The 18568-nt window shown below is 35.4% G+C and carries 20 protein-coding genes, 4 pseudogenes and 1 riboswitch; of the genes and pseudogenes, 19 read left to right on the forward strand and 5 right to left on the reverse strand.

Features of this window, described 5'->3' with window-relative positions; all coding sequences use genetic code 11:
- Positions 1 to 4 precede the first annotated feature (4 nt).
- The 14 genes and pseudogenes from SRT_RS02205 to yidD all read left to right on the forward strand — a co-directional run bounded on the left by SRT_RS02205 (position 5) and on the right by yidD (position 9846).
- Complete coding sequence (locus SRT_RS02205; RefSeq protein ID WP_128832882.1) at positions 5 to 742, forward strand: TrmH family RNA methyltransferase; 738 nt, start codon at positions 5 to 7, stop codon at positions 740 to 742.
- A 34-nt stretch (positions 743 to 776) separates the two neighbouring features.
- Positions 777 to 1280 (forward strand): HD domain-containing protein, encoded by a 504-nt coding sequence (locus tag SRT_RS02210; protein WP_128832883.1) that lies wholly within the window; start codon positions 777 to 779, stop codon positions 1278 to 1280.
- A 19-nt stretch (positions 1281 to 1299) separates the two neighbouring features.
- A complete protein-coding gene (locus SRT_RS02215) occupies positions 1300 to 1989 on the forward strand; it encodes a Bax inhibitor-1/YccA family protein (protein ID WP_128832884.1) in 690 nt (229 codons plus the stop codon).
- A gap of 190 nt (positions 1990 to 2179) precedes the next feature.
- A pseudogene (locus SRT_RS02220) lies at positions 2180 to 3429 on the forward strand (diaminopimelate decarboxylase).
- A gap of 371 nt (positions 3430 to 3800) precedes the next feature.
- Positions 3801 to 4049: a YneF family protein gene (locus SRT_RS02225; RefSeq protein ID WP_002262555.1), complete on the forward strand. Its 249-nt coding sequence runs from the start codon at positions 3801 to 3803 to the stop codon at positions 4047 to 4049.
- Positions 4050 to 4101: 52 nt separating this feature from the next.
- Positions 4102 to 4896 (forward strand): glutamate racemase, encoded by a 795-nt coding sequence (gene racE, locus SRT_RS02230; protein ID WP_128832885.1) that lies wholly within the window; start codon positions 4102 to 4104, stop codon positions 4894 to 4896.
- Entirely contained in the window at positions 4893 to 5870 is a 978-nt protein-coding gene (locus SRT_RS02235; RefSeq protein WP_128832886.1) for a nucleoside-triphosphate diphosphatase, read from the forward strand. The genes racE and SRT_RS02235 overlap by 4 nt, the downstream gene beginning before the upstream one ends.
- The gene (locus SRT_RS02240) at positions 5852 to 6370 is read left to right on the forward strand and encodes a metallophosphoesterase (protein WP_128832887.1); all 519 of its coding nucleotides are present in this window, start codon (positions 5852 to 5854) and stop codon (positions 6368 to 6370) included. Before SRT_RS02235 ends, SRT_RS02240 begins: the two co-directional genes overlap by 19 nt.
- Positions 6367 to 6828: a cyclic-di-AMP-binding protein CbpB gene (gene cbpB / locus SRT_RS02245; protein WP_128832888.1), complete on the forward strand. Its 462-nt coding sequence runs from the start codon at positions 6367 to 6369 to the stop codon at positions 6826 to 6828. Before SRT_RS02240 ends, cbpB begins: the two co-directional genes overlap by 4 nt.
- Positions 6825 to 7562 carry a site-specific tyrosine recombinase XerD gene (xerD, locus tag SRT_RS02250; protein ID WP_128832889.1) on the forward strand — a complete coding sequence of 246 codons (738 nt, stop codon included), beginning with the start codon at positions 6825 to 6827 and terminating at the stop codon, positions 7560 to 7562. Before cbpB ends, xerD begins: the two co-directional genes overlap by 4 nt.
- Positions 7562 to 8269, forward strand: a complete 708-nt coding sequence (locus SRT_RS02255; RefSeq protein ID WP_128832890.1) for a segregation/condensation protein A — start codon at positions 7562 to 7564, stop codon at positions 8267 to 8269. Before xerD ends, SRT_RS02255 begins: the two co-directional genes overlap by 1 nt.
- A complete protein-coding gene (gene scpB, locus SRT_RS02260) occupies positions 8266 to 8862 on the forward strand; it encodes an SMC-Scp complex subunit ScpB (protein WP_128832891.1) in 597 nt (198 codons plus the stop codon). The genes SRT_RS02255 and scpB overlap by 4 nt, the downstream gene beginning before the upstream one ends.
- Complete coding sequence (locus tag SRT_RS02265) at positions 8852 to 9568, forward strand: pseudouridine synthase (protein WP_128832892.1); 717 nt, start codon at positions 8852 to 8854, stop codon at positions 9566 to 9568. The genes scpB and SRT_RS02265 overlap by 11 nt, the downstream gene beginning before the upstream one ends.
- A 5-nt stretch (positions 9569 to 9573) precedes the next feature.
- On the forward strand, positions 9574 to 9846 hold the full coding sequence (gene yidD, locus SRT_RS02270) for a membrane protein insertion efficiency factor YidD (protein WP_128832893.1): 273 nt from the start codon (positions 9574 to 9576) through the stop codon (positions 9844 to 9846).
- Between the two features lie 47 nt (positions 9847 to 9893).
- On the opposite strand, the gene SRT_RS02275 is transcribed toward yidD, so the two are convergent.
- Both SRT_RS02275 and trkA read right to left on the reverse strand, forming a co-directional pair.
- Positions 9894 to 11333 (reverse strand): TrkH family potassium uptake protein, encoded by a 1440-nt coding sequence (locus SRT_RS02275; protein ID WP_128832894.1) that lies wholly within the window; start codon positions 11331 to 11333, stop codon positions 9894 to 9896.
- Positions 11334 to 11339: 6 nt separating this feature from the next.
- Positions 11340 to 12695: a Trk system potassium transporter TrkA gene (trkA, locus tag SRT_RS02280; protein ID WP_128832895.1), complete on the reverse strand. Its 1356-nt coding sequence runs from the start codon at positions 12693 to 12695 to the stop codon at positions 11340 to 11342.
- A gap of 467 nt (positions 12696 to 13162) precedes the next feature.
- Between trkA and SRT_RS02285 the strand changes: the two genes are divergently transcribed.
- Positions 13163 to 13711 carry a tRNA (cytidine(34)-2'-O)-methyltransferase gene (locus SRT_RS02285; RefSeq protein WP_128832896.1) on the forward strand — a complete coding sequence of 183 codons (549 nt, stop codon included), beginning with the start codon at positions 13163 to 13165 and terminating at the stop codon, positions 13709 to 13711.
- 181 nt (positions 13712 to 13892) lie between these two features.
- On the opposite strand, the pseudogene SRT_RS02290 reads toward SRT_RS02285, so the two are convergent.
- The 3 genes and pseudogenes from SRT_RS02290 to SRT_RS02300 form a co-directional block, all read right to left on the reverse strand.
- Positions 13893 to 14719 (reverse strand): annotated as a pseudogene (locus SRT_RS02290) (DUF4097 family beta strand repeat-containing protein).
- Positions 14716 to 15312 (reverse strand): DUF1700 domain-containing protein, encoded by a 597-nt coding sequence (locus SRT_RS02295; RefSeq protein ID WP_128832897.1) that lies wholly within the window; start codon positions 15310 to 15312, stop codon positions 14716 to 14718. The pseudogene SRT_RS02290 and the gene SRT_RS02295 overlap by 4 nt, the downstream one beginning before the upstream one ends.
- Positions 15299 to 15624 (reverse strand): annotated as a pseudogene (locus SRT_RS02300) (PadR family transcriptional regulator). Before SRT_RS02300 ends, SRT_RS02295 begins: the two are co-directional and overlap by 14 nt.
- 130 nt (positions 15625 to 15754) lie before the next feature.
- Positions 15755 to 15968: riboswitch (FMN riboswitch) on the forward strand.
- Between the two features lie 182 nt (positions 15969 to 16150).
- Here SRT_RS02300 and SRT_RS02305 point away from each other — a divergent pair.
- The 4 genes and pseudogenes from SRT_RS02305 (at position 16151) to cidB (ending at position 18551) form a co-directional block, all read left to right on the forward strand.
- Positions 16151 to 16705: an ECF transporter S component gene (locus tag SRT_RS02305; RefSeq protein ID WP_128832898.1), complete on the forward strand. Its 555-nt coding sequence runs from the start codon at positions 16151 to 16153 to the stop codon at positions 16703 to 16705.
- Entirely contained in the window at positions 16695 to 17345 is a 651-nt protein-coding gene (locus SRT_RS02310; RefSeq protein WP_128832899.1) for a phosphatase PAP2 family protein, read from the forward strand. Before SRT_RS02305 ends, SRT_RS02310 begins: the two co-directional genes overlap by 11 nt.
- A 152-nt stretch (positions 17346 to 17497) precedes the next feature.
- Entirely contained in the window at positions 17498 to 17860 is a 363-nt protein-coding gene (gene cidA / locus SRT_RS02315; protein ID WP_002262573.1) for a holin-like protein CidA, read from the forward strand.
- Positions 17857 to 18551 (forward strand): annotated as a pseudogene (cidB, locus tag SRT_RS02320) (antiholin-like protein). The gene cidA and the pseudogene cidB overlap by 4 nt, the downstream one beginning before the upstream one ends.
- The last annotated feature ends 17 nt before the right edge of the window (positions 18552 to 18568 follow it).

Consider the following 18568-nt stretch of genomic DNA (forward strand, 5'->3'; position numbering starts at 1 on the left):
CTTTATGACTATTATAACCTCAAAAGCCAATTCCTTGATTAAAAAACTAAAAATTATTGCAAAAAAATACCGTCAGCATTCCTATTTGATTGAGGGCTGGCATTTATTTGCAGAAGCACAAGCCAACAATGCTGATATTATCAACATTTTTGTCTTAGAGCGTTATGCTTCTAGAGTATCTGAGTTTCCCAATATTGTTTTAGTATCAGAGGATATTTTAAAAGACTTATCTGCTTCAAAGACACCTCAGGGTATTGTTGCTGAAATAGCTTTTCCTAAGCAAGTACTTCCTCAGCAGTTCTTTGGAAAATATCTGCTTTTGGAAGATGTTCAAGATCCAGGAAATGTAGGAACCATCATTCGAACAGCAGATGCAGCAGCTTTTGATGCTGTTTTTGTGTCAGAAAAGACAGCAGATATTTATAATTCCAAGACTCTTCGTTCAATGCAGGGTAGCCATTTCCACCTTCCTATCTATAGAGTTGATCTTTTATCTTTAGTGAATGATTTAAAAAATGCAGGCGTTACTACCATTGCGACCACACTATCTGATCATTCCTATGACTATAAGTCTTTAAAGAAGGTCGAAAATTTTGCGCTTATTATGGGAAATGAAGGACAAGGCATTTCTTCAGAAATGGCTGAACAAGCAGATATTTTAACTCATATCACTATGCCCGGAAGAGCAGAAAGCTTAAATGTAGCAGCGGCTGCAGCTATATTTATTTTTAGCTTAATTTAAGTTGATATGGTATAATAATAGCGAGGTGATGATCATGAAGAAGTATGAACAAGATGAAGAATTCATGAGCCTTGTAGGACATTTAATCGACCATCCGCGGTTTCAAAAATTGGAAGGTATTGTACAGCACCACCATTCCACGCGCTCAGAGCATTCCATTAATGTAAGCTATACTAGTTATAAGATTGCTAAAAGATTGGGCTGGGATGCTAAGAGTACGGCTCGTGGCGGTTTATTACATGACCTATTTTATTATGATTGGCGAGATACTAAGTTCAATAAAGGTCATGCCTGGGTTCATCCAAGAATTGCTGTAAAAAATGCCCGTAAGGTAACAAAGCTTAATAAAAAAGAAGAAGATATTATTTTAAAACATATGTGGGGAGCAACCATAGCTCCGCCACGTTACAAAGAAGGCTATATCGTAACCATGGTTGATAAATATTGGGCTGTAAAAGAGGCAATGACCCCTTTAAGAATGAAATGGCAAAAACGCCGTGTCTTTCGTCGTAAGTTCTTAGGCAGTCATAATCATTAGAAAATTTTAGGAGAATAAAATGGATAATAACACAATTTATACACAAAGTGACAGCAGACTTAGCAGTTTTTTTGCTAAGATTTATGGTTTAGTTGGCATGGGAATTGGCTTGTCAGCAGTCGTTTCTTATCTCATGCTCTATGTTTTTCGCAATAACATGATAGCTATTATGGCTAATGCATCTTGGGTTTACTATGTTGCTATCTTTGCAGAACTGGCACTTGTTTTAATAGCAAGTAATGCAGCGCGTAAGAATAGTCCTACAGCTTTACCATTGTTTTTGGTTTATTCAGCTTTAAATGGTTTTACTTTGAGCTTTATTATTGCTCTTTATACCCAAACAACGGTTTTACAAGCCTTTGTTTCATCAGCAGCTGTTTTCTTTGTTATGGCACTTATTGGAGTGACCATTAAAAAAGATTTATCTGGAATGGGTAAAGCCTTGCTTGCTGCTTTAATTGGTATCATTATTGCCAGCCTTATTAATATGTTTATTGGCAGCGGAACAATGAGTTATGTCATTAGTATTATCTCAGTGCTAATCTTTTCAGGCTTAATTGCTTATGACAATCAATTAATTAAGCGTGTATATGATTATAATGGCGGAAATGTCGGTGATGGTTGGGCAGTATCAATGGCTCTCAATCTTTACTTAGACTTTATCAATCTGTTCCTTAGTTTACTTCGTATCTTTGGAAGAAATGATTAAAGATGTGGGAAGCGATGAGAACCTAAATCATTAAGGGTTAGGTTTCTGATTGTTTTCTTTTTATTGTCAATTAAAAAGAAAGGGTGATAAAAGGAATAATATCTTTTGACATAAGGATTTTCTGGAGCGGTGGCCTAGTCTCACTCTTTTTATGGTATAATAAACCAATACTATAAATTTTGGAGATCCTATGAAAACACCATTTGTATCAAAAGAACAACTAGATAAGATTACAGCTCAGTTTCCAACACCCTTTCACCTTTATGATGAAAAGGGTATTCGAAAAACTGCTCGTGCTGTCAATAAAGCCTTTGCTTGGAATTCTGGTTTCAAGGAATTTTTTGCGGTTAAAGCAACACCTAATCCAACTATTTTAAAGATATTGCAAGAAGAAGGCTGTGGGGTAGACTGTGCAACGGATGTTGAGTTGAAGATGGCGGATAAACTTGGCTTTGACAGCTCTGCTATTAGTTTTACATCAAATGATACTCAGGCTTCAGAATTTGTTTTTGCGCGCAGTATTGATGCAACGATTAATTTGGATGCCTATGAACATATTGCTTTCTTAGAAGAAGCAGCAGGACTCCCTGAAACGGTTTCTCTGCGTTTTAATCCCGGCGGTGTCTTTTCGCTTGGGACAGATATCATGGATCATCCTGAAGAATCTAAATTTGGAATGACTAAGGAACAACTTTTCCAAGGCTATAAAGATTTGAAAGAAAAAGGTGTTAGATCTTTTGGCCTACATGCTTTTTTGGCATCTAATACTGTTACTAATGATTATTACCCAACTTTAGCAGCTCAACTGTTTGAATTAGCTGTTGAAATAAAAATAAATTGGGTATCAGTCTTGATTTTATCAATTTGTCAGGCGGTATTGGTATTGATTACTCAGCAGCTGATGAACAAAATAATATTGCTGTTATTGGAGAAGGGGTTCATCAAAAATTTGATGATATTTTAGTTCCCAATGGACTTGAGCAAGTTAAAATTTATACAGAACTTGGACGCTATATGTTGGCTTCACATGGGCATCTGATTACCAAAGTGCTTCATTTAAAAGATACCTACCGTCATTATGTTGGTGTGGATGCCAGTGCTGTTAATCTTTTGCGACCTGCCATGTATGATGCTTATCATCACATTACCAATATCAGTAATCCAAATGGAGAAGTTGAGATTGTTGATGTTGTAGGCAGTTTGTGTGAGAATAATGATAAGTTTGCCAAACAGCGTGAGCTATCAGAAGCGCGTGTGGGTGATACACTTGTTATTCATGATACAGGTGCTCATGGCTTTTCGATGGGTTATAATTATAATGGTCGTTTGCGCTCTGCGGAAATTTTACTTCGAGAAGACGGTCAAGCTCAAATGATTCGTCGGGCAGAAACTCCAGAAGACTATTTCGCAACACTTTATGGTTTTAATTTTGATAGATAAAACAGAGTAAAAAGGGAAATTATTTTTCTTAACAGTCATCAACAATTGATTAGGAATGTAAAAAGCCGTCAGCTATCAATCGATACTTACCCAATCAACTGATTTTTTCATTTTTAAAATTATAAATAAAAACGATTTAATGCTTTGGCTAATTGTAAATAGCTATAAAGATTAAAAGGGCGGAAAAAACAAGAAAGCTATTTTTATTGTTTTGATTTTAAAAATGGGTTTCGATATCAACTGCTAGGTTTTGTCAATAATGAGAATCTTGTTCGGTGGCTTTTCTGCCTAAAGCTCTTTTATACTATTTTATTTGTGAAAGGGTTTCAAATCTGATATAATATTGATGTAAAAAATTTAGGAGAATAAAAATGAATACTTTTCTTTGGATTCTATTAGTTATTATTGCCTTGCTTGCAGGGCTTGTGGGAGGTACTTTTATTGCTCGCAAGCAGATGGAAAAATATTTAGAAGAAAACCCACCGCTTAACGAAGATGTTATTCGTAATATGATGAGTCAGATGGGTCAAAAACCAAGTGAAGCTAAAGTGCAACAAGTTGTTCGTCAGATGAATAAACAACAAAAAGCAGCTAAAGCAAAGGCTAAAAAGAAGAAATAATCTTTTAGATGAGACTGGGTTTTCCTAGTCTTATTTTAGAAAGAAGATAAGCATGGATAATAGACCTATTGGTTTTTTAGACTCCGGAGTGGGCGGTTTAACGGTCGTACGTGAATTGATGCGTCAGCTTCCACATGAAGAGGTTATCTATATTGGGGATTCAGCGCGTGCACCTTATGGACCGCGTCCAGCCAAACAGATAAAAACATATACTTGGGAATTGGTCAACTTTCTCCTTACTAAAAAGGTCAAAATGATTGTTTTTGCCTGTAATACAGCAACAGCTGTAGTTTGGGAAGAAGTCAAAGAAAAACTTGATATTCCTGTTTTAGGTGTTATTTTGCCAGGTTCTAGCGCTGCTATTAAAGCAACTCTTTCTGGACAAATTGGCATTATTGGGACACCAATGACTATCCAATCTAATATTTATGAGCAAAAAATACGAGATCTCTCACCACAAATGAAAGTAAGAAGTCTAGCTTGCCCTAAATTTGTTCCTATTGTTGAATCAAATAAAATGAATTCAAGTGTAGCGAAAAAGATTGTTTATGAAAGCCTATCTCCTCTGGTGGGGAAAATTGATACCCTTGTTTTAGGCTGTACCCATTATCCACTTTTACGCCCCATTATTCAAAATGTAATGGGACCAGATGTTGAATTAATTGATAGTGGTGCAGAATGTGTACGTGATATTTCTGTTCTCCTGAATTACTTTGATCTTAATCGAAGCAGAACTTCAAAAGAACTGCATCATCGTTTCTATACAACAGCTAGTGTAGCCAGTTTTAAAGAAATAGCTAGCGACTGGTTACCTTTAGCTATTGAAGTGGAGCATGTGACATTATGAAAGAAAAAATTTATGAATATAAAGATGACCATAACTGGTTTATTAGCCAATGGTCTAAAGTGGGCTCCTCAACTTACTATGAGGAAGAGGCAGAAAAAACTTACGGTTCTATTGAACAAAGTCTTAGAGGTTTACTTGATGAAGGGAATTCATTTATACTGACAGTTGTTAAAATCAACTCTAGTATAGCTCTTGTACGTTTTATTTTAAAAATGCTTAATGAAGAGCAGCAAGATAATTTTAAAGTCAGCAGTCATAAAGGGACTATTTTAGTGACACAGGGGCAACAGTTGCTTTTAGTTTGTTTGCCAAAAGAAGGCGTAACTATAACCGATTTTTTTGAAAAGGAAGAAAAGGTTTTTGAATTAGGAGATACTATGTTAATTGCCACTCGCAACGAAGGTAAGACTAAAGAATTCAGTCAGATGTTCGCCCAATTAGGGATAAAAGTTGAAAATCTCAATCAATATCCTGATTTGCCTGAGGTAGAAGAAACCGGTCTAACCTTTGAAGAGAATGCTCGTTTGAAAGCAGAAACCATTTCTCATTTGACAGGACAGATGGTTTTGGCAGATGATTCAGGGTTGAAGGTAGATGTTTTAGGCGGTTTACCGGGAATCTGGTCAGCTCGTTTTTCGGGACCTGATGCAACAGATCAAAGCAATAATGCTAAATTACTACATGAACTCGCTATGGTTTTTGATATTAAGGATCGTTCCGCTCAGTTTCATACAACTTTGGTTGTAGCTGCTCCAGATAAGGAAAGTCTTGTAGTTGAAGCAGACTGGTCTGGATACATTGCTTTTGCTCCTAAAGGGAATAATGGTTTTGGCTATGATCCTTTGTTTTTAGTGGGAGAAACAGGGAAGACCGCAGCAGAACTTTCAAATCACGAAAAAAATATTATTTCTCACAGAGGACAAGCTGTTAAGAAGCTTATGGAGGTATTTCCAGCATGGCAGAACGCACACTAATTATCATGAGCGACTCTCATGGTGATCAACAAATTGTTCAAGAAATTAAAAATCGTTACTTAGGTAAAGTGGATGCTATTTTTCATAATGGAGATTCAGAGTTATCTGTTAATGATCCTATTTGGGAAGGGATTCATGTTGTTTGCGGAAATTGCGATTTTGGCGATTATCCCGATTGTTTGGTAACAAATTTTCCTGAATTGCTAGTAGCACAGACACATGGTCACCTATTTAATATTAATTTTGGCTTTGAACGTCTGGATTTGTGGGCTCAAGAGGAAGATGCTGATATCTGTACTTATGGACATCTTCATAGACCAGCTGTTTGGAAGAATGGGAAAACAATTTTTATCAATCCAGGAAGCGTTTCCCAGCCGCGTGGTGAGATTAATGAATGTCTTTATGCTAAAGTACGTGTCAATGCTGAGACTATTTTTGTTGACTATTTGACGCGAGAACACAAGCTCTATCCAGCACTTTCACAGGAAATAAAAAGATGATTGCACAAGAATTTAAAAATTTTCTAAAACCGCTTTTGAAGGATGCCCTCACTCCGGCTGAGGAATTAGCCATTTTTATTGATACTCATAAGACTGATCATGTCATGCTGCTGTTAGCTAATAATGGTTTTTCACGTGTCCCTGTTCTGACTAAGGATAAAAAATATGTAGGCACTATTAGTATGTCTGATATTATCAAGTATCAGAAAGAAAATAACTTAGATGATGAAAGAATGGCTCAGCTAGACATTTCTTATATGACTAACGGCAGTTATGCTACTGTAAGTCCTAATGCCGATTTAACAGAAGTCATGCATAAATTAGTTGATGCTAATTTTCTTCCTGTTATTGAAGCAGATGGCACTTTTTTAGGTATTATTACACGAAAGACAGTTTTAAAAGCCCTAAATAATTTGCTTCATGAATTTACAAATGACTATACATTAACTAAAAAATGATAACACTTATTTCTAAATTTCTTGCTAGTAAATCCTTAACACTGAATTCGCAAAAATCTTATCTTTATGATCTGCAACAATTTGCCGAAATTATTGGAGAGGAAGTGACTCCCAATAAGCTTAAATTGTATGAGCAATCTTTGGCTGACTTAAAGGTTTCTGCTAAAAAACGTAAGATTTCAGCAGTTAATCAATTCCTGTTTTTCCTTTATGAAAATGCAGTATTGGATCGTTTTTATAAGATTAAAAATAAAGAAAAACTACCGCTTTTAGCGCCTACTTATCAGGAAGTGGATTTATCCGTTCTCTATCAGAAAACAAGGGATCTTAAGGGGCAGTTGATTGCTCTTTTAATCGTAGAATTAGGCTTATCACCAAGTGAGATTATTCAATTAAAATGGGAAAATATTGCATTGGAATTTCAAGTCTTAACGGTAGTCAATGAGAAAGTTATGAGAGTCTTAGAAATTCCCCAACTGTTACTACCTTATCTTGAGGAAGAACACAAGGCTGTTTATTTATTTGATAATAAAGGGGAGGCCTACTCACGTCAATGGCTTTTTCAAAAACTGAATTATTATTTGGCTTCTGTTGATTTGTCCCAAATGACAGCTCAAAAATTACGCGAACAATATATTATAAAAGAAAAAAATAAAGGGACTGCTATTTTGGATTTAACCAGAAAGCTAGGTCTTAAAAGCCCAGTAACATTGGAAAAATATTTTAAAAACTAATGGATATTAAATTAAAAGATTTTGAGGGACCGTTAGATTTACTTTTGCATTTGGTCTCTAAGTATGAAGTAGATATTTATGACGTTCCAATTGTAGATATTATTGAGCAATATCTAGCCTATATTGCAACGCTGCAAGCCATGAAGCTTGAAGTAGCTGGAGAATACATGGTTATGGCTAGTCAGTTAATGCTGATTAAAAGCCGTAAATTGCTTCCTAAAGTTGTTGAAACTATTGAAGCAGAAGAAGATCCAGAACTGCAACTCTTGCATCAAATTGAGGAATATCGGACTTACAAACTTTTAGGAGAGGAACTGGCCCTTAAACATAATGAAAGAGCACAGCATTTTTCAAAACCTAAACTAGAACTCATTTATGACGATGTAACACTTAAACAGGATAAAACTGTCCTTGATGTCTTTTTGGCTTTTTCAAAGGTAATGGCTGAAAAACAGGAAGAAATCAAAAACAGCCATACAACAATTGAAAGTGATGACTATCGGATTGAAGATATGATGACTGTAGTTGAAGAACAGGTAATTCGTCAAAAAGAAACCAATTTGTCTTGGCTTTTTAAAAGGGCTGGTTCGCTTAATGAGATGATTACTATCTTTTTAGCAGCTCTAGAGTTAATTAAAGTTCATCGTGTTTATGTTAAACAGGAACACAATTTTGATGATATCATTTTAAGGAAGGAAAGTGCATGACACCGCTGTCAAAGATAGAAGCCTTGCTATTTGTAGCTGGTGAAGATGGGTTAAGTCTGCGCCAGTTGGCAACTTTATTAGATATGCCTGTAACAGCATTGCTTCAGCAATTGGAAAAGATGGCTCAGAAATATGAAAGTGATGATAATTCTGCCTTGTCTTTATTGGAGTCTTCTAAAACTTATAAATTAGTCACTAAAAAAGAGTATGCTGACCTCTTACGGCAATATTCGAAATCACCGATTAATCAGAGCCTATCCAGAGCCAGTTTAGAAGTTCTCTCTATCATTGCTTATAAACAACCTATTACAAGAATTGAAATTGATGAGATTCGTGGAGTCAATTCTAGTAGTGCTATTTCAAAATTGCAAGCTTTTGCTTTAATACAAGAAGCTGGTAAAAAAGAAGTGATTGGCCGACCGAATTTATATGCTACTTCAGACTATTTTCTTGATTATATGGGTATTAATAGTTTGGAAGAATTGCCAGATGCTTCCAGTATTGAATTAAAAGATGAAGAATTTATACTTTTTGACAATAAAGGAAAGACAGAGCAGATAAAAGAAGATGTAAAGGAAGAAAATGAGAATTAATAAATACATTGCACACGCAGGAGTAGCTAGTCGTCGAAAAGCAGAAGAATTAATCAAACAAGGGTTTGTCACTCTTAATGGTCAGGCAGTAACTGAACTGGCTACTACAGTCAAAACAGGTGACCGCGTTGAAATTAAAGGACAGCCTATCTACAATGAAGAAAAAGTTTACTATCTTCTCAATAAACCACGCGGAGTGATTTCTAGTGTTCGAGATGATAAGGGCCGTCAAACGGTTATTGATTTATTACCTGAGGTTAAGGAGCGTATCTATCCTGTTGGCCGTTTGGATTGGGATACATCTGGGCTTCTCATTTTAACCAATGATGGTGATTTTACAGATATGGTGCTTCACCCACGGCATGAAATTGATAAGGTCTACGTGGCGCGTGTTAAAGGACTTGCCAACAAAGATAATCTGCGGCCTTTGACAAAAGGGATCGTTATTGATGGGAAAAAAACACAGCCTGCTCGCTATCGCATTATCAAGACGGATAGAGAAAAAAATAGATCTGTTGTGGAATTGATCATTCATGAAGGACGCAACCATCAAGTTAAAAAGATGTTTGAAGCAGTTGGTTTAATGGTTGATAAATTATCGCGTACTCGTTTTGGAACACTTGATTTATCGGGTCTCAATTCGGGAGAGGCTAGGCGCCTTAATAAAAAAGAAATCAGCCAGCTTTACAATGCTGCTGTTAATTAAAACTAATGAAAAAAGTATTGATAGCTCCGATTAGATTTTATCAAAAATTTATTTCACCTCTCTTCCCAGCTTCCTGTCGTTATCGGCCAACTTGTTCAGCCTACATGATAGAGGCAATTGAAAAACATGGTTTAAAAGGTTTCTTAATGGGGATTGCCCGTATTTTACGCTGTCATCCTTTTGTTGAGGGAGGTGAAGATCCTGTACCAAATCATTTTACCTTGCGAAGAAATAAAAAGAAAAGCCGCCTAAATCATAAATGCCTCCAAAGTTATTAAGAAATTAACTTTTGGAGGTCTTTTTTATGTCAATTGTTAAAAAGAACTTAGGTTTTAGACCAAGTTTTTGGAATAAATAGCAATAACATGGGATAAATTTCTAAACGTCCCGCAATCATAGCAAATGATAGAACTAATTTTGAAAATGGGCTAAAGATAGCAAAGGTTTTATCAGTACCAAGTATAGGTCCAATATTGTTAAAAGCGCTGGCAGCAGCACTGGTTACAATCATAAGGTTGTTATTATCAAGTGTTAAAATCAAAACCAGACTAATAAAAATAAGAAGATAGATAGCTAAATATTTCAACACACTGTGTTGTGTTCTTTTATCTAGCGATTGTTGATTGATATGCAGTGACATCACACGGTTAGGGTAAAGACTGGAAAGAACTTGATTTTTAGCGATTTTTGATAAAATCAATACCCGCATAACCTTGAATCCACCTGCTGTTGATCCAGCAGAACCACCGAGAAACATCAGTAAAAGCAAGATAAACTGAGAAAAGAGCGGCCAAGTTGTGAGATTAGTAATACCAAAACCAGTTGTAGTCATGGTAGTGGAGACTTGAAAGAAAGAAATTTCCAACCCCTCTTTTGCTGTTGCAAACTGTCCACCGACGTTTAACCAAATGAGTAGTGTTGCTAGCAGAGCAATACCAATATAAGTACGCAGTTCTTCATCACCAAAGAAGGTTTTAAATTTACGAATCAAGAGAAGATAGTAGAGATTAAAATTAACCCCAAAGAGCAACATCCCGATAGAAACCAGATTTGTAATGAGTGAACTGTGATAATGGGCAATCCCATCATTAAAAACTGTAAATCCACCAGTACCAGCCGTACCCATTGCTGTTACAAGGCTATCATATAGAGGCATACCAACACTCCACAGTATGATAGCGAAAACAGCAAACATAATGAGGTAAATAATATAGAGGATCTGAGCAGTGTTTTTGAGCTTTGAGACCACCTTACCAAAAACAGGACCAGGTACTTCTGCGCGCATAACTTCTAAGTGGCTGTTTTTACTGTTTTCCATAATGGCAAGAGCAAAAACAAGTACTCCCATTCCACCGATTAAGTGGGTAAAACTCCGCCAAAAAAGCAGTGAATGTGATAAAACAGAAACATCTGGTAAAATGGTGGCACCCGTTGTTGTAAAGCCTGAACTAACTTCAAAAAAAGCATCAATAATATTAGGTATTTGACCAGTAAAGATAAAAGGAAGTGCTCCAAAAAAAGACCAAAGTACCCAGCAAAGGGCTACAATAAGTAAGCCTTCTTTGGTATAGATGTGATAATTTTTAGGCTTAAATATGATGCCAATACTGCCAAGCAAGATTAAAATAGCCATAGTGGTCAAAATGCTAAAGATGATTGTAAAACTTTCTTGATAAATGAAAGCAACAATCAAGGGTACAAGAAGAAGTGCAGCTTCAATTAACAATAATTTTGATAAGAGAAAGCGTACCATACTTTTATTCATACTAGCTTACCTCTTTAGTAAATCATAAATATGAGTGATGTTTGTAAGAAGTGTAATGACAACAATCTTGTCGCCTACTTCAAGAATATCATCACCAGTAGGGAAAATTGTTTTACCATTGCGAATGATGGCTGCAATTAAAACATTGTTCTTAAAATGAAGTTCAGATAATGTTTTACCAGCCATTTTGTTGGTTTGGCGAATCTCAAATTGCAAAGTTTCAATACGACCATTTGCTACATGGTGCATAGCATCTAGATTAGAATCTTGAGCATTAACACGACCGCGAATAAAATGCATCATAGAATCAACCGCAATGCTCTTAGGAGTGATAATGCTTGAAAACTGTTCAGGGTTAATAATTTCTAAAATACTAGTACGATTGACTTTAGTAATGTTTTTTTGCACACCTAATGTTTCTAAAAACATGGAAGCAATAATATTTTCTTCATCAACACCAGTTAAGGTCGCAATAGCATCGTAGTTTGCAGCGCTCTCTTCCAAGAGGATATCTTTAGCAGTTCCATCTCCTTGAACGACATGGATATGGGGAAATTCTTGACTAAATAGTTCAGCCTTTTTAGGATTAAGTTCAATTACTTTGACTTGAAGATGACGATTGGTAGTCTTGAGAATATTAAGCAAATAGTAGGAGATTCTTCCTGCACCAATAATCATTAGATGTTTGATAACTTTATTTTTAACAAAATTATGGAAATGAATCATTTCCATACGCTTGCCTGTTACGAAAATTTTATCCCCTGACTGAATGACAGCATCACCATCAGGAATAATGAGTTCATTTCCACGCTCAATAGCGCAAATAACAATATTATTAAATCTTTTGCGGAATTGATTCAAGGATATTTGGCAGAGGTTGCTACCGTCAACAATTTTAAATTCCATTAACATAACACGACCATTGGCAAAATGTTCAACCGATCGTGCATTAGGGAAATCAACCATATTGGCGATATAACGTGCTGTCAAAAGTTCAGGATTGACTACTAAAGAAAAACCAAGAAAGTTCTTGTCTTTAAAGTAGGTGTTAGAATATTCGGGATTACGAACACGGACAATGGTTTCTTTAGCCCCCATTCTTTTAGCAAGAACAGCAGCTACCATGTTTACTTCATCTTTATCAGTAATGGCAATAAAAATATCACAATGTTGCACATCAGCCTGTTCTAAAATTCTAAAGTTAGCACCATTACCGACTATTCCCATGATATCAAGACGTTTAGTGACATGATTGAGGACGGATTCATTTTCTTCAATCAAAATAACATCATGTTCTTCTTCCACCAGTGAGCGACAGAGAGCCTTACCGACCTTGCCGCCACCAACGACAATAATTTTCATGATTTACCTCCGAATTATAATAACTATCATACCTCTTTTTAAGGGAAATTGCATTAGTTTTTAGTGAAAATTATTTATTTTAGTAATCAGTTAGTATTGCTCCTTGATGTTTTAGTATCAGTTTTAAACCACTTCATTTACCTTTTCCATAAGAAGAAGCTTTAAAAAGCTGAAATGTGGTGGTAAAGCATATAATTCCAAAGAAATCATAACAGTTATTATATTTCTTTGGATTCTAGAATACGGCTAAGCTCGAAAACTTTTTTCTGAAAAAATCCTTAAAATATTGCTTACATTATCTTGACATCTTTTACAAAAGTGATATACTAAATATTAAGCTAATCATTGTTTTAAATCAAACCTGTTATGATTTAAGATAATGAAAGCACCGCACACCACGTTACCTGCTGAGCTGGACTCCGGGTTCCGTGGTTCTTTTTTGTAAAGTAAAAAAACTGGGGATTAAAATGAATATTGAGCAACTTGAAAGAGAAAATAAACAGTTAACTTTGGGTAGAAACCATGTAGTTTTATTTCAACCACAAATTCCTGCAAATACAGGGAATATTGCTCGTACCTGTGCGGCTACTAACACCTCTCTTCATATTATTCGTCCAATGGGATTTCCCATTGATGATAAAAAGATGAAGCGGGCAGGTCTTGATTATTGGGATAAATTAGATGTGCATTTTTATGACAGTCTTAATGATTTTATGAACATTTGTTCAGGTAAACTTCATCTAATTACTAAATTTGCAGATAAAACGTATTCTGATAACAATTATGATGACAGTGAGCATCATTATTTTCTGTTTGGACGCGAAGATAAAGGACTCCCAGAAGAATTTATGCGTCAGCATTCTGAGAAAGCTTTACGCATTCCCATGAATGATCAGCATGTCAGAAGTCTAAATCTGTCAAATACGGTTTGTATGATTGTTTACGAGGCTTTACGTCAACAAGATTTTATGGGATTAGAACTTAGTCATACTTATGCTGTGGATAAATTAAAGTAATAGATATGCGTCAAAAGTATTGCAAAAAAGACAACATCGTTTATGGTGTTCAAAAGCTGATTATCAGAAAAAACGTTTGAGATATTCTTTTTAAAGAATGTCTCAAACGTTTTTTCTATATACCAATATGTGTTAGTTTCTAAACGAGAAAACAGTTAATAACTATCTATATCAATTCTCTTTACTTAATTTGGATATTTCCCGTGTTTCCTTTAACAGCTAAACGATTTTTGCCAGAATAGCCTTGGAGTAGTTGATGACTAATATCCGTATGGCCAACATCAGTTTTTGCGGAGACAATGGTTGCTTGTGTACTTTGAGGTGAAAGCGAGACATTAGTGTTACCCGTATTATTAGTCATTCTAACCAGATTTAAAACAGTAAGGTTTTCAGCAGAAATATCGCCTGTATGGTCAACAACATCTATATCTGATAAGGAGCTGTTTTGAATAGCGATGTTGCCAATATCTGAAGAGACTTTTCCCTTAGCAATTTGGCTACTATAGATGTTTAGATTTCCCGTGTTCTGCTGAACAGTAATTTTGCTGGCTTGTTGATTTTTGATTGTAATATCACCAACATTGTTTTTTATAGAAACATCTTTTAGCTGGACATTCTTAGGAATAGCTAGAGTGACAGTATTAGTATCATCTTGATGGAACCAATTGAAAAAGTCACTTAGCACAAAAAAGTGAATTCTAAATTTTCTTTTTGCTTTAGGTTTAGCTTTTGATGCTGTGCTTTGTGAGAAATTTCTTCATCTGATTTTTTGTAGTAAGTCAGTTTAAAGTGTTGATCCTGAGAAGATTCAATTTTGATATTTCTTACGGATAAATCCAAATCAAGCGATTGAATATTATCAATTTGGACTTCTTTCTTGAGTGCTTGATCATCCTTAACTTGCAATTTATCAATTCCGCCTGATGATAGTCCAATGCCAATAAGAATAAGACCAAAGCAACTTAAGATTAGTCCGATACCTATCGTCATTTTCAGTGATTTTCTCATACTCTGTTCCCCCCTTTATAACCTCGTTTAACAATCCATTGACTCCATTTAATAAAAGCAGATTTAAACCATTGTGCTAATAGAAGAGTAAAAACGGCAAAGATTAAAGATAATCCAAGTGAAAGCAGGCCAGCGCCCAAACCAAGACTAAAGGTTGAAAATGAACCAGAAAGTTTAAAAATAGCTTCCCAAATAAGCACAAAGGCTGAAATAAAAGCGCTAAACCCAATACTAACTGTGACAACAATACCGGATAAAGCTAAAATAATAATAGCTAAGGCAAGTGCCAAGGCAGCAATAGTCAAAGGCAATGCTATTGGTGCAGCTAGAATAGCTAAAATCGTTATCCAAACAATGTGTTTAGATTTAGTTGAAGGTTCATATTCTTCTTCAACTTTTTTATCTAATAGCTGACTTAAAATTTCATAGGCCGCTTCCTTAGGATTACCCAAATCTTGTATAACCTGAGCTTCATTTTCTGGACCGGCTTCCTCAAAATATTCCCTAAAGTAATCCATTGTTTCTTCATAATCAGCACGTGGCAATCTCTTTAAATAATGTTTTAACTGATTGAGGTATTCAGTTCTTGTCATGGCGAATTCTCCCTTCCACAATACCATCAATGGTCATTTTATAAACTGACCATTCCTTAGTCAGATAAACGAGATGTTTTTCTCCCGAATCAGTTAGATGATAATATTTTCGTCGTCGTCCTTGATGTTCTTGAGTGTAAGTACTTAAATATCCTGCTTTTTCAAGTTTTTTAAGATAGGATATAAGGTGGATTCTTTGATACTGGCAATGAGTTTAATAGTTTGACTGATATCGTAACCGTAGGAGTCATGTTTACTGACGATAGCCAAAATTAAGTATTCTATTAGCAGGGCTGAAACAGGGTAATACATTCAGTTACCTCCTATATATAAATATTTTATATATAAAATATATACTTATATGTAAATTTTGTCAAGTGATATAAATGAAACTTTTTTAAGTAAGAAAACTTGTTATTAACTTTATTTTTTGATATGCTATAAGTGTCTTCAGGGCAGGGTGAGATTCCCGACCGGCGGTGACAAAGGCGATAATTTTTCAACGAGACTAGACAGCAAGTCGAAGATGATATTGGAGTGTATCAAGATGAGCTAACAATGTATCAGAGAAAAGAGTCCCTTTGAAGTCCGCGAGCGCAAGCTGATGTGGTGAAATTCCACAACCGACAGTAAAGTCTGGATGGGAGAAGACTAAGAGTTTCGTATTGTCATCTAATCATTTGGTTTATCTTTTATGATTTCGTTAGTACTTCAGTGTTTGCTGTCTGCAGTTTTCTGATTAGTACTAAACGCAAACTAAAGATTATACGTTACACTCTTTGGGCCTTCTTTCGATTTGTAAAAATTGGAGGAATTTTTTTATGAAAAAACACAGACAATGACTATCATTGCAATTCTATCAGCGCTCTCTTTTGTGCTTATGATCCCTAACTTTCCAATTATCCCAGGCGTGGATTTTTTGAAACTTGACTTTAGTATTCTTCCTATTTTGTTGGGCTTAGTCCTACTTGATTTAAAAAGTGCCTATGCCATTCTTTTTTTGAGAAGTCTACTTAAACTTTTGTTGGATAATGGCGGACCTGGTAGTATGGTTGGTTTGCCAATGAATATGGTGGCTTTTGGAACTTTTATTCTTTCTTTTGCGCTTATTTGGAAAGATAGAGATAGTAAGGTGAAATATATCTTGGCTAGTATTGTTGGTACATTAGCAATGACAGTGACCATGGTCTTTCTCAACTATGTTTATGCCATTCCCCTTTATACTAAGTTTGCTAATTTTGATATTTCAAAATTCATCGGTATTGGGAAGTATTTAATGAGCATGGTAATCCCTTTTAACTTACTTGAAGGGGTGATCTTTGCGGTTAGTTTTGCTGTGGTTTATGTAGCAACTCAACCTATTTTAAAGAATTATATAAGTAATGAAAATTAAACAAATTTATCTTTTAAGATCTTCTTTTGCTTTTTTACTTTTAGTGTTTCTAGGATACTTGGTCAAATTTTACCCTGAGAATTTGGCCGGTATTGATACCAATATTCAGACAGCTATGCGAGGGGATTTTCCATCAGTAGCAACTCGTTTTTTTACTACTATTACCAATTTGGGAAATGAATTATTCTTATTCCTCTTTTGCCTTTTTTTGTCTTTTTCATTTTATATAAAAAATTGGAAAGCTGAAGCTGGCTTCATTTTGGTGAATTTCATAGCTGTAGGTTTGCTGTCAACAGCTTTAAAATACCTATATCAAAGACCGCGTCCTAAGATTAAGTGGCTGATTCAGACAACGGGTCCCTCTTTTCCCAGCTGGCATACCGCCTCAATCTTGTTGATAACGGCAGCCATAGTTGTGATTATTCAGCAACGTATGAAAAGCAGTTTTTTAAGACTGCTCTTACAAATACTTCTTATTGTGACAGCTCTTTTGGTAGGCATTTCTAGAATTTATATCGGTGTCCACCATCCGACAGATATTTTAGGAGGCTGGCTGTTGGCCTTAGGTTTAAGTCAAATGATTTATCCTTATTATCATGAGTGGCGTTTTAAATGGCGCTTTTCAGGCAAGCAGAAGTAAGAAGGAGTCATACAAATTCAATAATCTGAACGACAACTTTACTGTTAATATCATTTGGAAATCTATCTGATTTCCTTTTTGTTTTAAAAAAGAAAAGGTATTGAAAACTTTCTGAAAAGTAGTAAACTAAAAGATGAAAAGGATGTGTTTTTTTGAAATATTATGTGCAGTTGATGATTATTCTCCTCTTTTCTTTAGTGGGGGAATTTGCTTCCAATAGCTTACATTTACCTGTTCCAGGAAGCATTATTGGACTTTTTTGTCTCTTTTTAGCTTTACAGTTCAATTGGATTCGTTTGCGTCATATCAATGCGGTTGGTCAATTTTTACTAGCTAATATGACTATTTTGTTTTTGCCAGCAGCAGTGGGGATTATGGATAAGTTTAATGTAATTGCCCCTTATTTGCTACCAATTTGTCTGATTTTATTATTTGCTGTCATTCTCAATATTGCAGTGATTGCTTTAGTTGTTCAATTTATCAAGAGACATTATGAAGGAGACTTCCCAGAATGAACTTTATTTTTTCGAATCCTCTTTTTGGTCTTTGGCTGTCCATATTTGCTTATTTGATAGGTATTTTGATTTTTAGACGTTTTCCGCATCCACTGACCACCCCGCTTTTATTGGCGACAATTATTGTTATTATTTTTTAAAAGTGACGCATATTTCTTATCAAGACTACTATAAGGGAGGAGCGTATTTAAATACCCTTATTGTTCCTTCGACAGTTGCTTTGGGAATCCCTTTGTATCAGACTTTCCATTTAATGAGGCACCATGCCAGAAGTATTATTTTAGGTAGTTTTTTAGCAGCAGTTGTCAATACGAGTTTTACTGCCTTTGTGGCAAAAGTTTTTGGCATGGATTTCTTTTTAGCCATTTCCTTGTTTCCCAAATCTGTTACAACCGCAATGGCAGTTGGAATTGTTGATAAGATGCAGGGGATTACCACTGTAACACTGGTTGTTGTTGTGGCAACTGGTATTTTAACCAGTGTTTTAGGGCCAACTCTTTTAAAATTATTGAAAATTGAAGATCCTGTGGCCATTGGTTTAGCTCTTGGTGGGACTGGACATGCTGTTGGTACTGGAACAGCTCTTAAGTACGGCAGAATCTCAGGAGCTATGGCTGGTCTAGCTATTGGCATTACGGGTTTGATGTATGTTTTTGTATCGCCCATTGTGGCAGCCATTATTTTAAAATGACTTTTAATCAACCAGTG

This window comes from Streptococcus troglodytae (genome assembly GCF_002355215.1).
Taxonomy (GTDB): Bacteria; Bacillota; Bacilli; order Lactobacillales; family Streptococcaceae; genus Streptococcus; species Streptococcus troglodytae.

Bases quoted from the DNA above. Each gene is read 5' to 3' on its own strand.
- SRT_RS02275 (WP_128832894.1), bottom strand. From the start codon at position 11,333: ATGAATAAAAGTATGGTACGCTTTCTCTTATCAAAATTATTGTTAATT.
- SRT_RS02215 (WP_128832884.1), top strand. From the start codon at position 1,300: ATGGATAATAACACAATTTATACACAAAGTGACAGCAGACTTAGCAGT.
- SRT_RS02295 (WP_128832897.1), bottom strand. From the start codon at position 15,312: ATGACAAGAACTGAATACCTCAATCAGTTAAAACATTATTTAAAGAGA.
- SRT_RS02265 (WP_128832892.1), top strand. From the start codon at position 8,852: ATGAGAATTAATAAATACATTGCACACGCAGGAGTAGCTAGTCGTCGA.
- SRT_RS02305 (WP_128832898.1), top strand. From the start codon at position 16,151: ATGACTATCATTGCAATTCTATCAGCGCTCTCTTTTGTGCTTATGATC.
- SRT_RS02310 (WP_128832899.1), top strand. From the start codon at position 16,695: ATGAAAATTAAACAAATTTATCTTTTAAGATCTTCTTTTGCTTTTTTA.
- racE (WP_128832885.1), top strand. From the start codon at position 4,102: ATGGATAATAGACCTATTGGTTTTTTAGACTCCGGAGTGGGCGGTTTA.
- SRT_RS02255 (WP_128832890.1), top strand. From the start codon at position 7,562: ATGGATATTAAATTAAAAGATTTTGAGGGACCGTTAGATTTACTTTTG.
- xerD (WP_128832889.1), top strand. From the start codon at position 6,825: ATGATAACACTTATTTCTAAATTTCTTGCTAGTAAATCCTTAACACTG.
- SRT_RS02285 (WP_128832896.1), top strand. From the start codon at position 13,163: ATGAATATTGAGCAACTTGAAAGAGAAAATAAACAGTTAACTTTGGGT.
- scpB (WP_128832891.1), top strand. From the start codon at position 8,266: ATGACACCGCTGTCAAAGATAGAAGCCTTGCTATTTGTAGCTGGTGAA.
- SRT_RS02205 (WP_128832882.1), top strand. From the start codon at position 5: ATGACTATTATAACCTCAAAAGCCAATTCCTTGATTAAAAAACTAAAA.
- SRT_RS02235 (WP_128832886.1), top strand. From the start codon at position 4,893: ATGAAAGAAAAAATTTATGAATATAAAGATGACCATAACTGGTTTATT.
- trkA (WP_128832895.1), bottom strand. From the start codon at position 12,695: ATGAAAATTATTGTCGTTGGTGGCGGCAAGGTCGGTAAGGCTCTCTGT.
- cbpB (WP_128832888.1), top strand. From the start codon at position 6,367: ATGATTGCACAAGAATTTAAAAATTTTCTAAAACCGCTTTTGAAGGAT.
- SRT_RS02210 (WP_128832883.1), top strand. From the start codon at position 777: ATGAAGAAGTATGAACAAGATGAAGAATTCATGAGCCTTGTAGGACAT.
- SRT_RS02240 (WP_128832887.1), top strand. From the start codon at position 5,852: ATGGCAGAACGCACACTAATTATCATGAGCGACTCTCATGGTGATCAA.
- SRT_RS02225 (WP_002262555.1), top strand. From the start codon at position 3,801: ATGAATACTTTTCTTTGGATTCTATTAGTTATTATTGCCTTGCTTGCA.
- yidD (WP_128832893.1), top strand. From the start codon at position 9,574: ATGAAAAAAGTATTGATAGCTCCGATTAGATTTTATCAAAAATTTATT.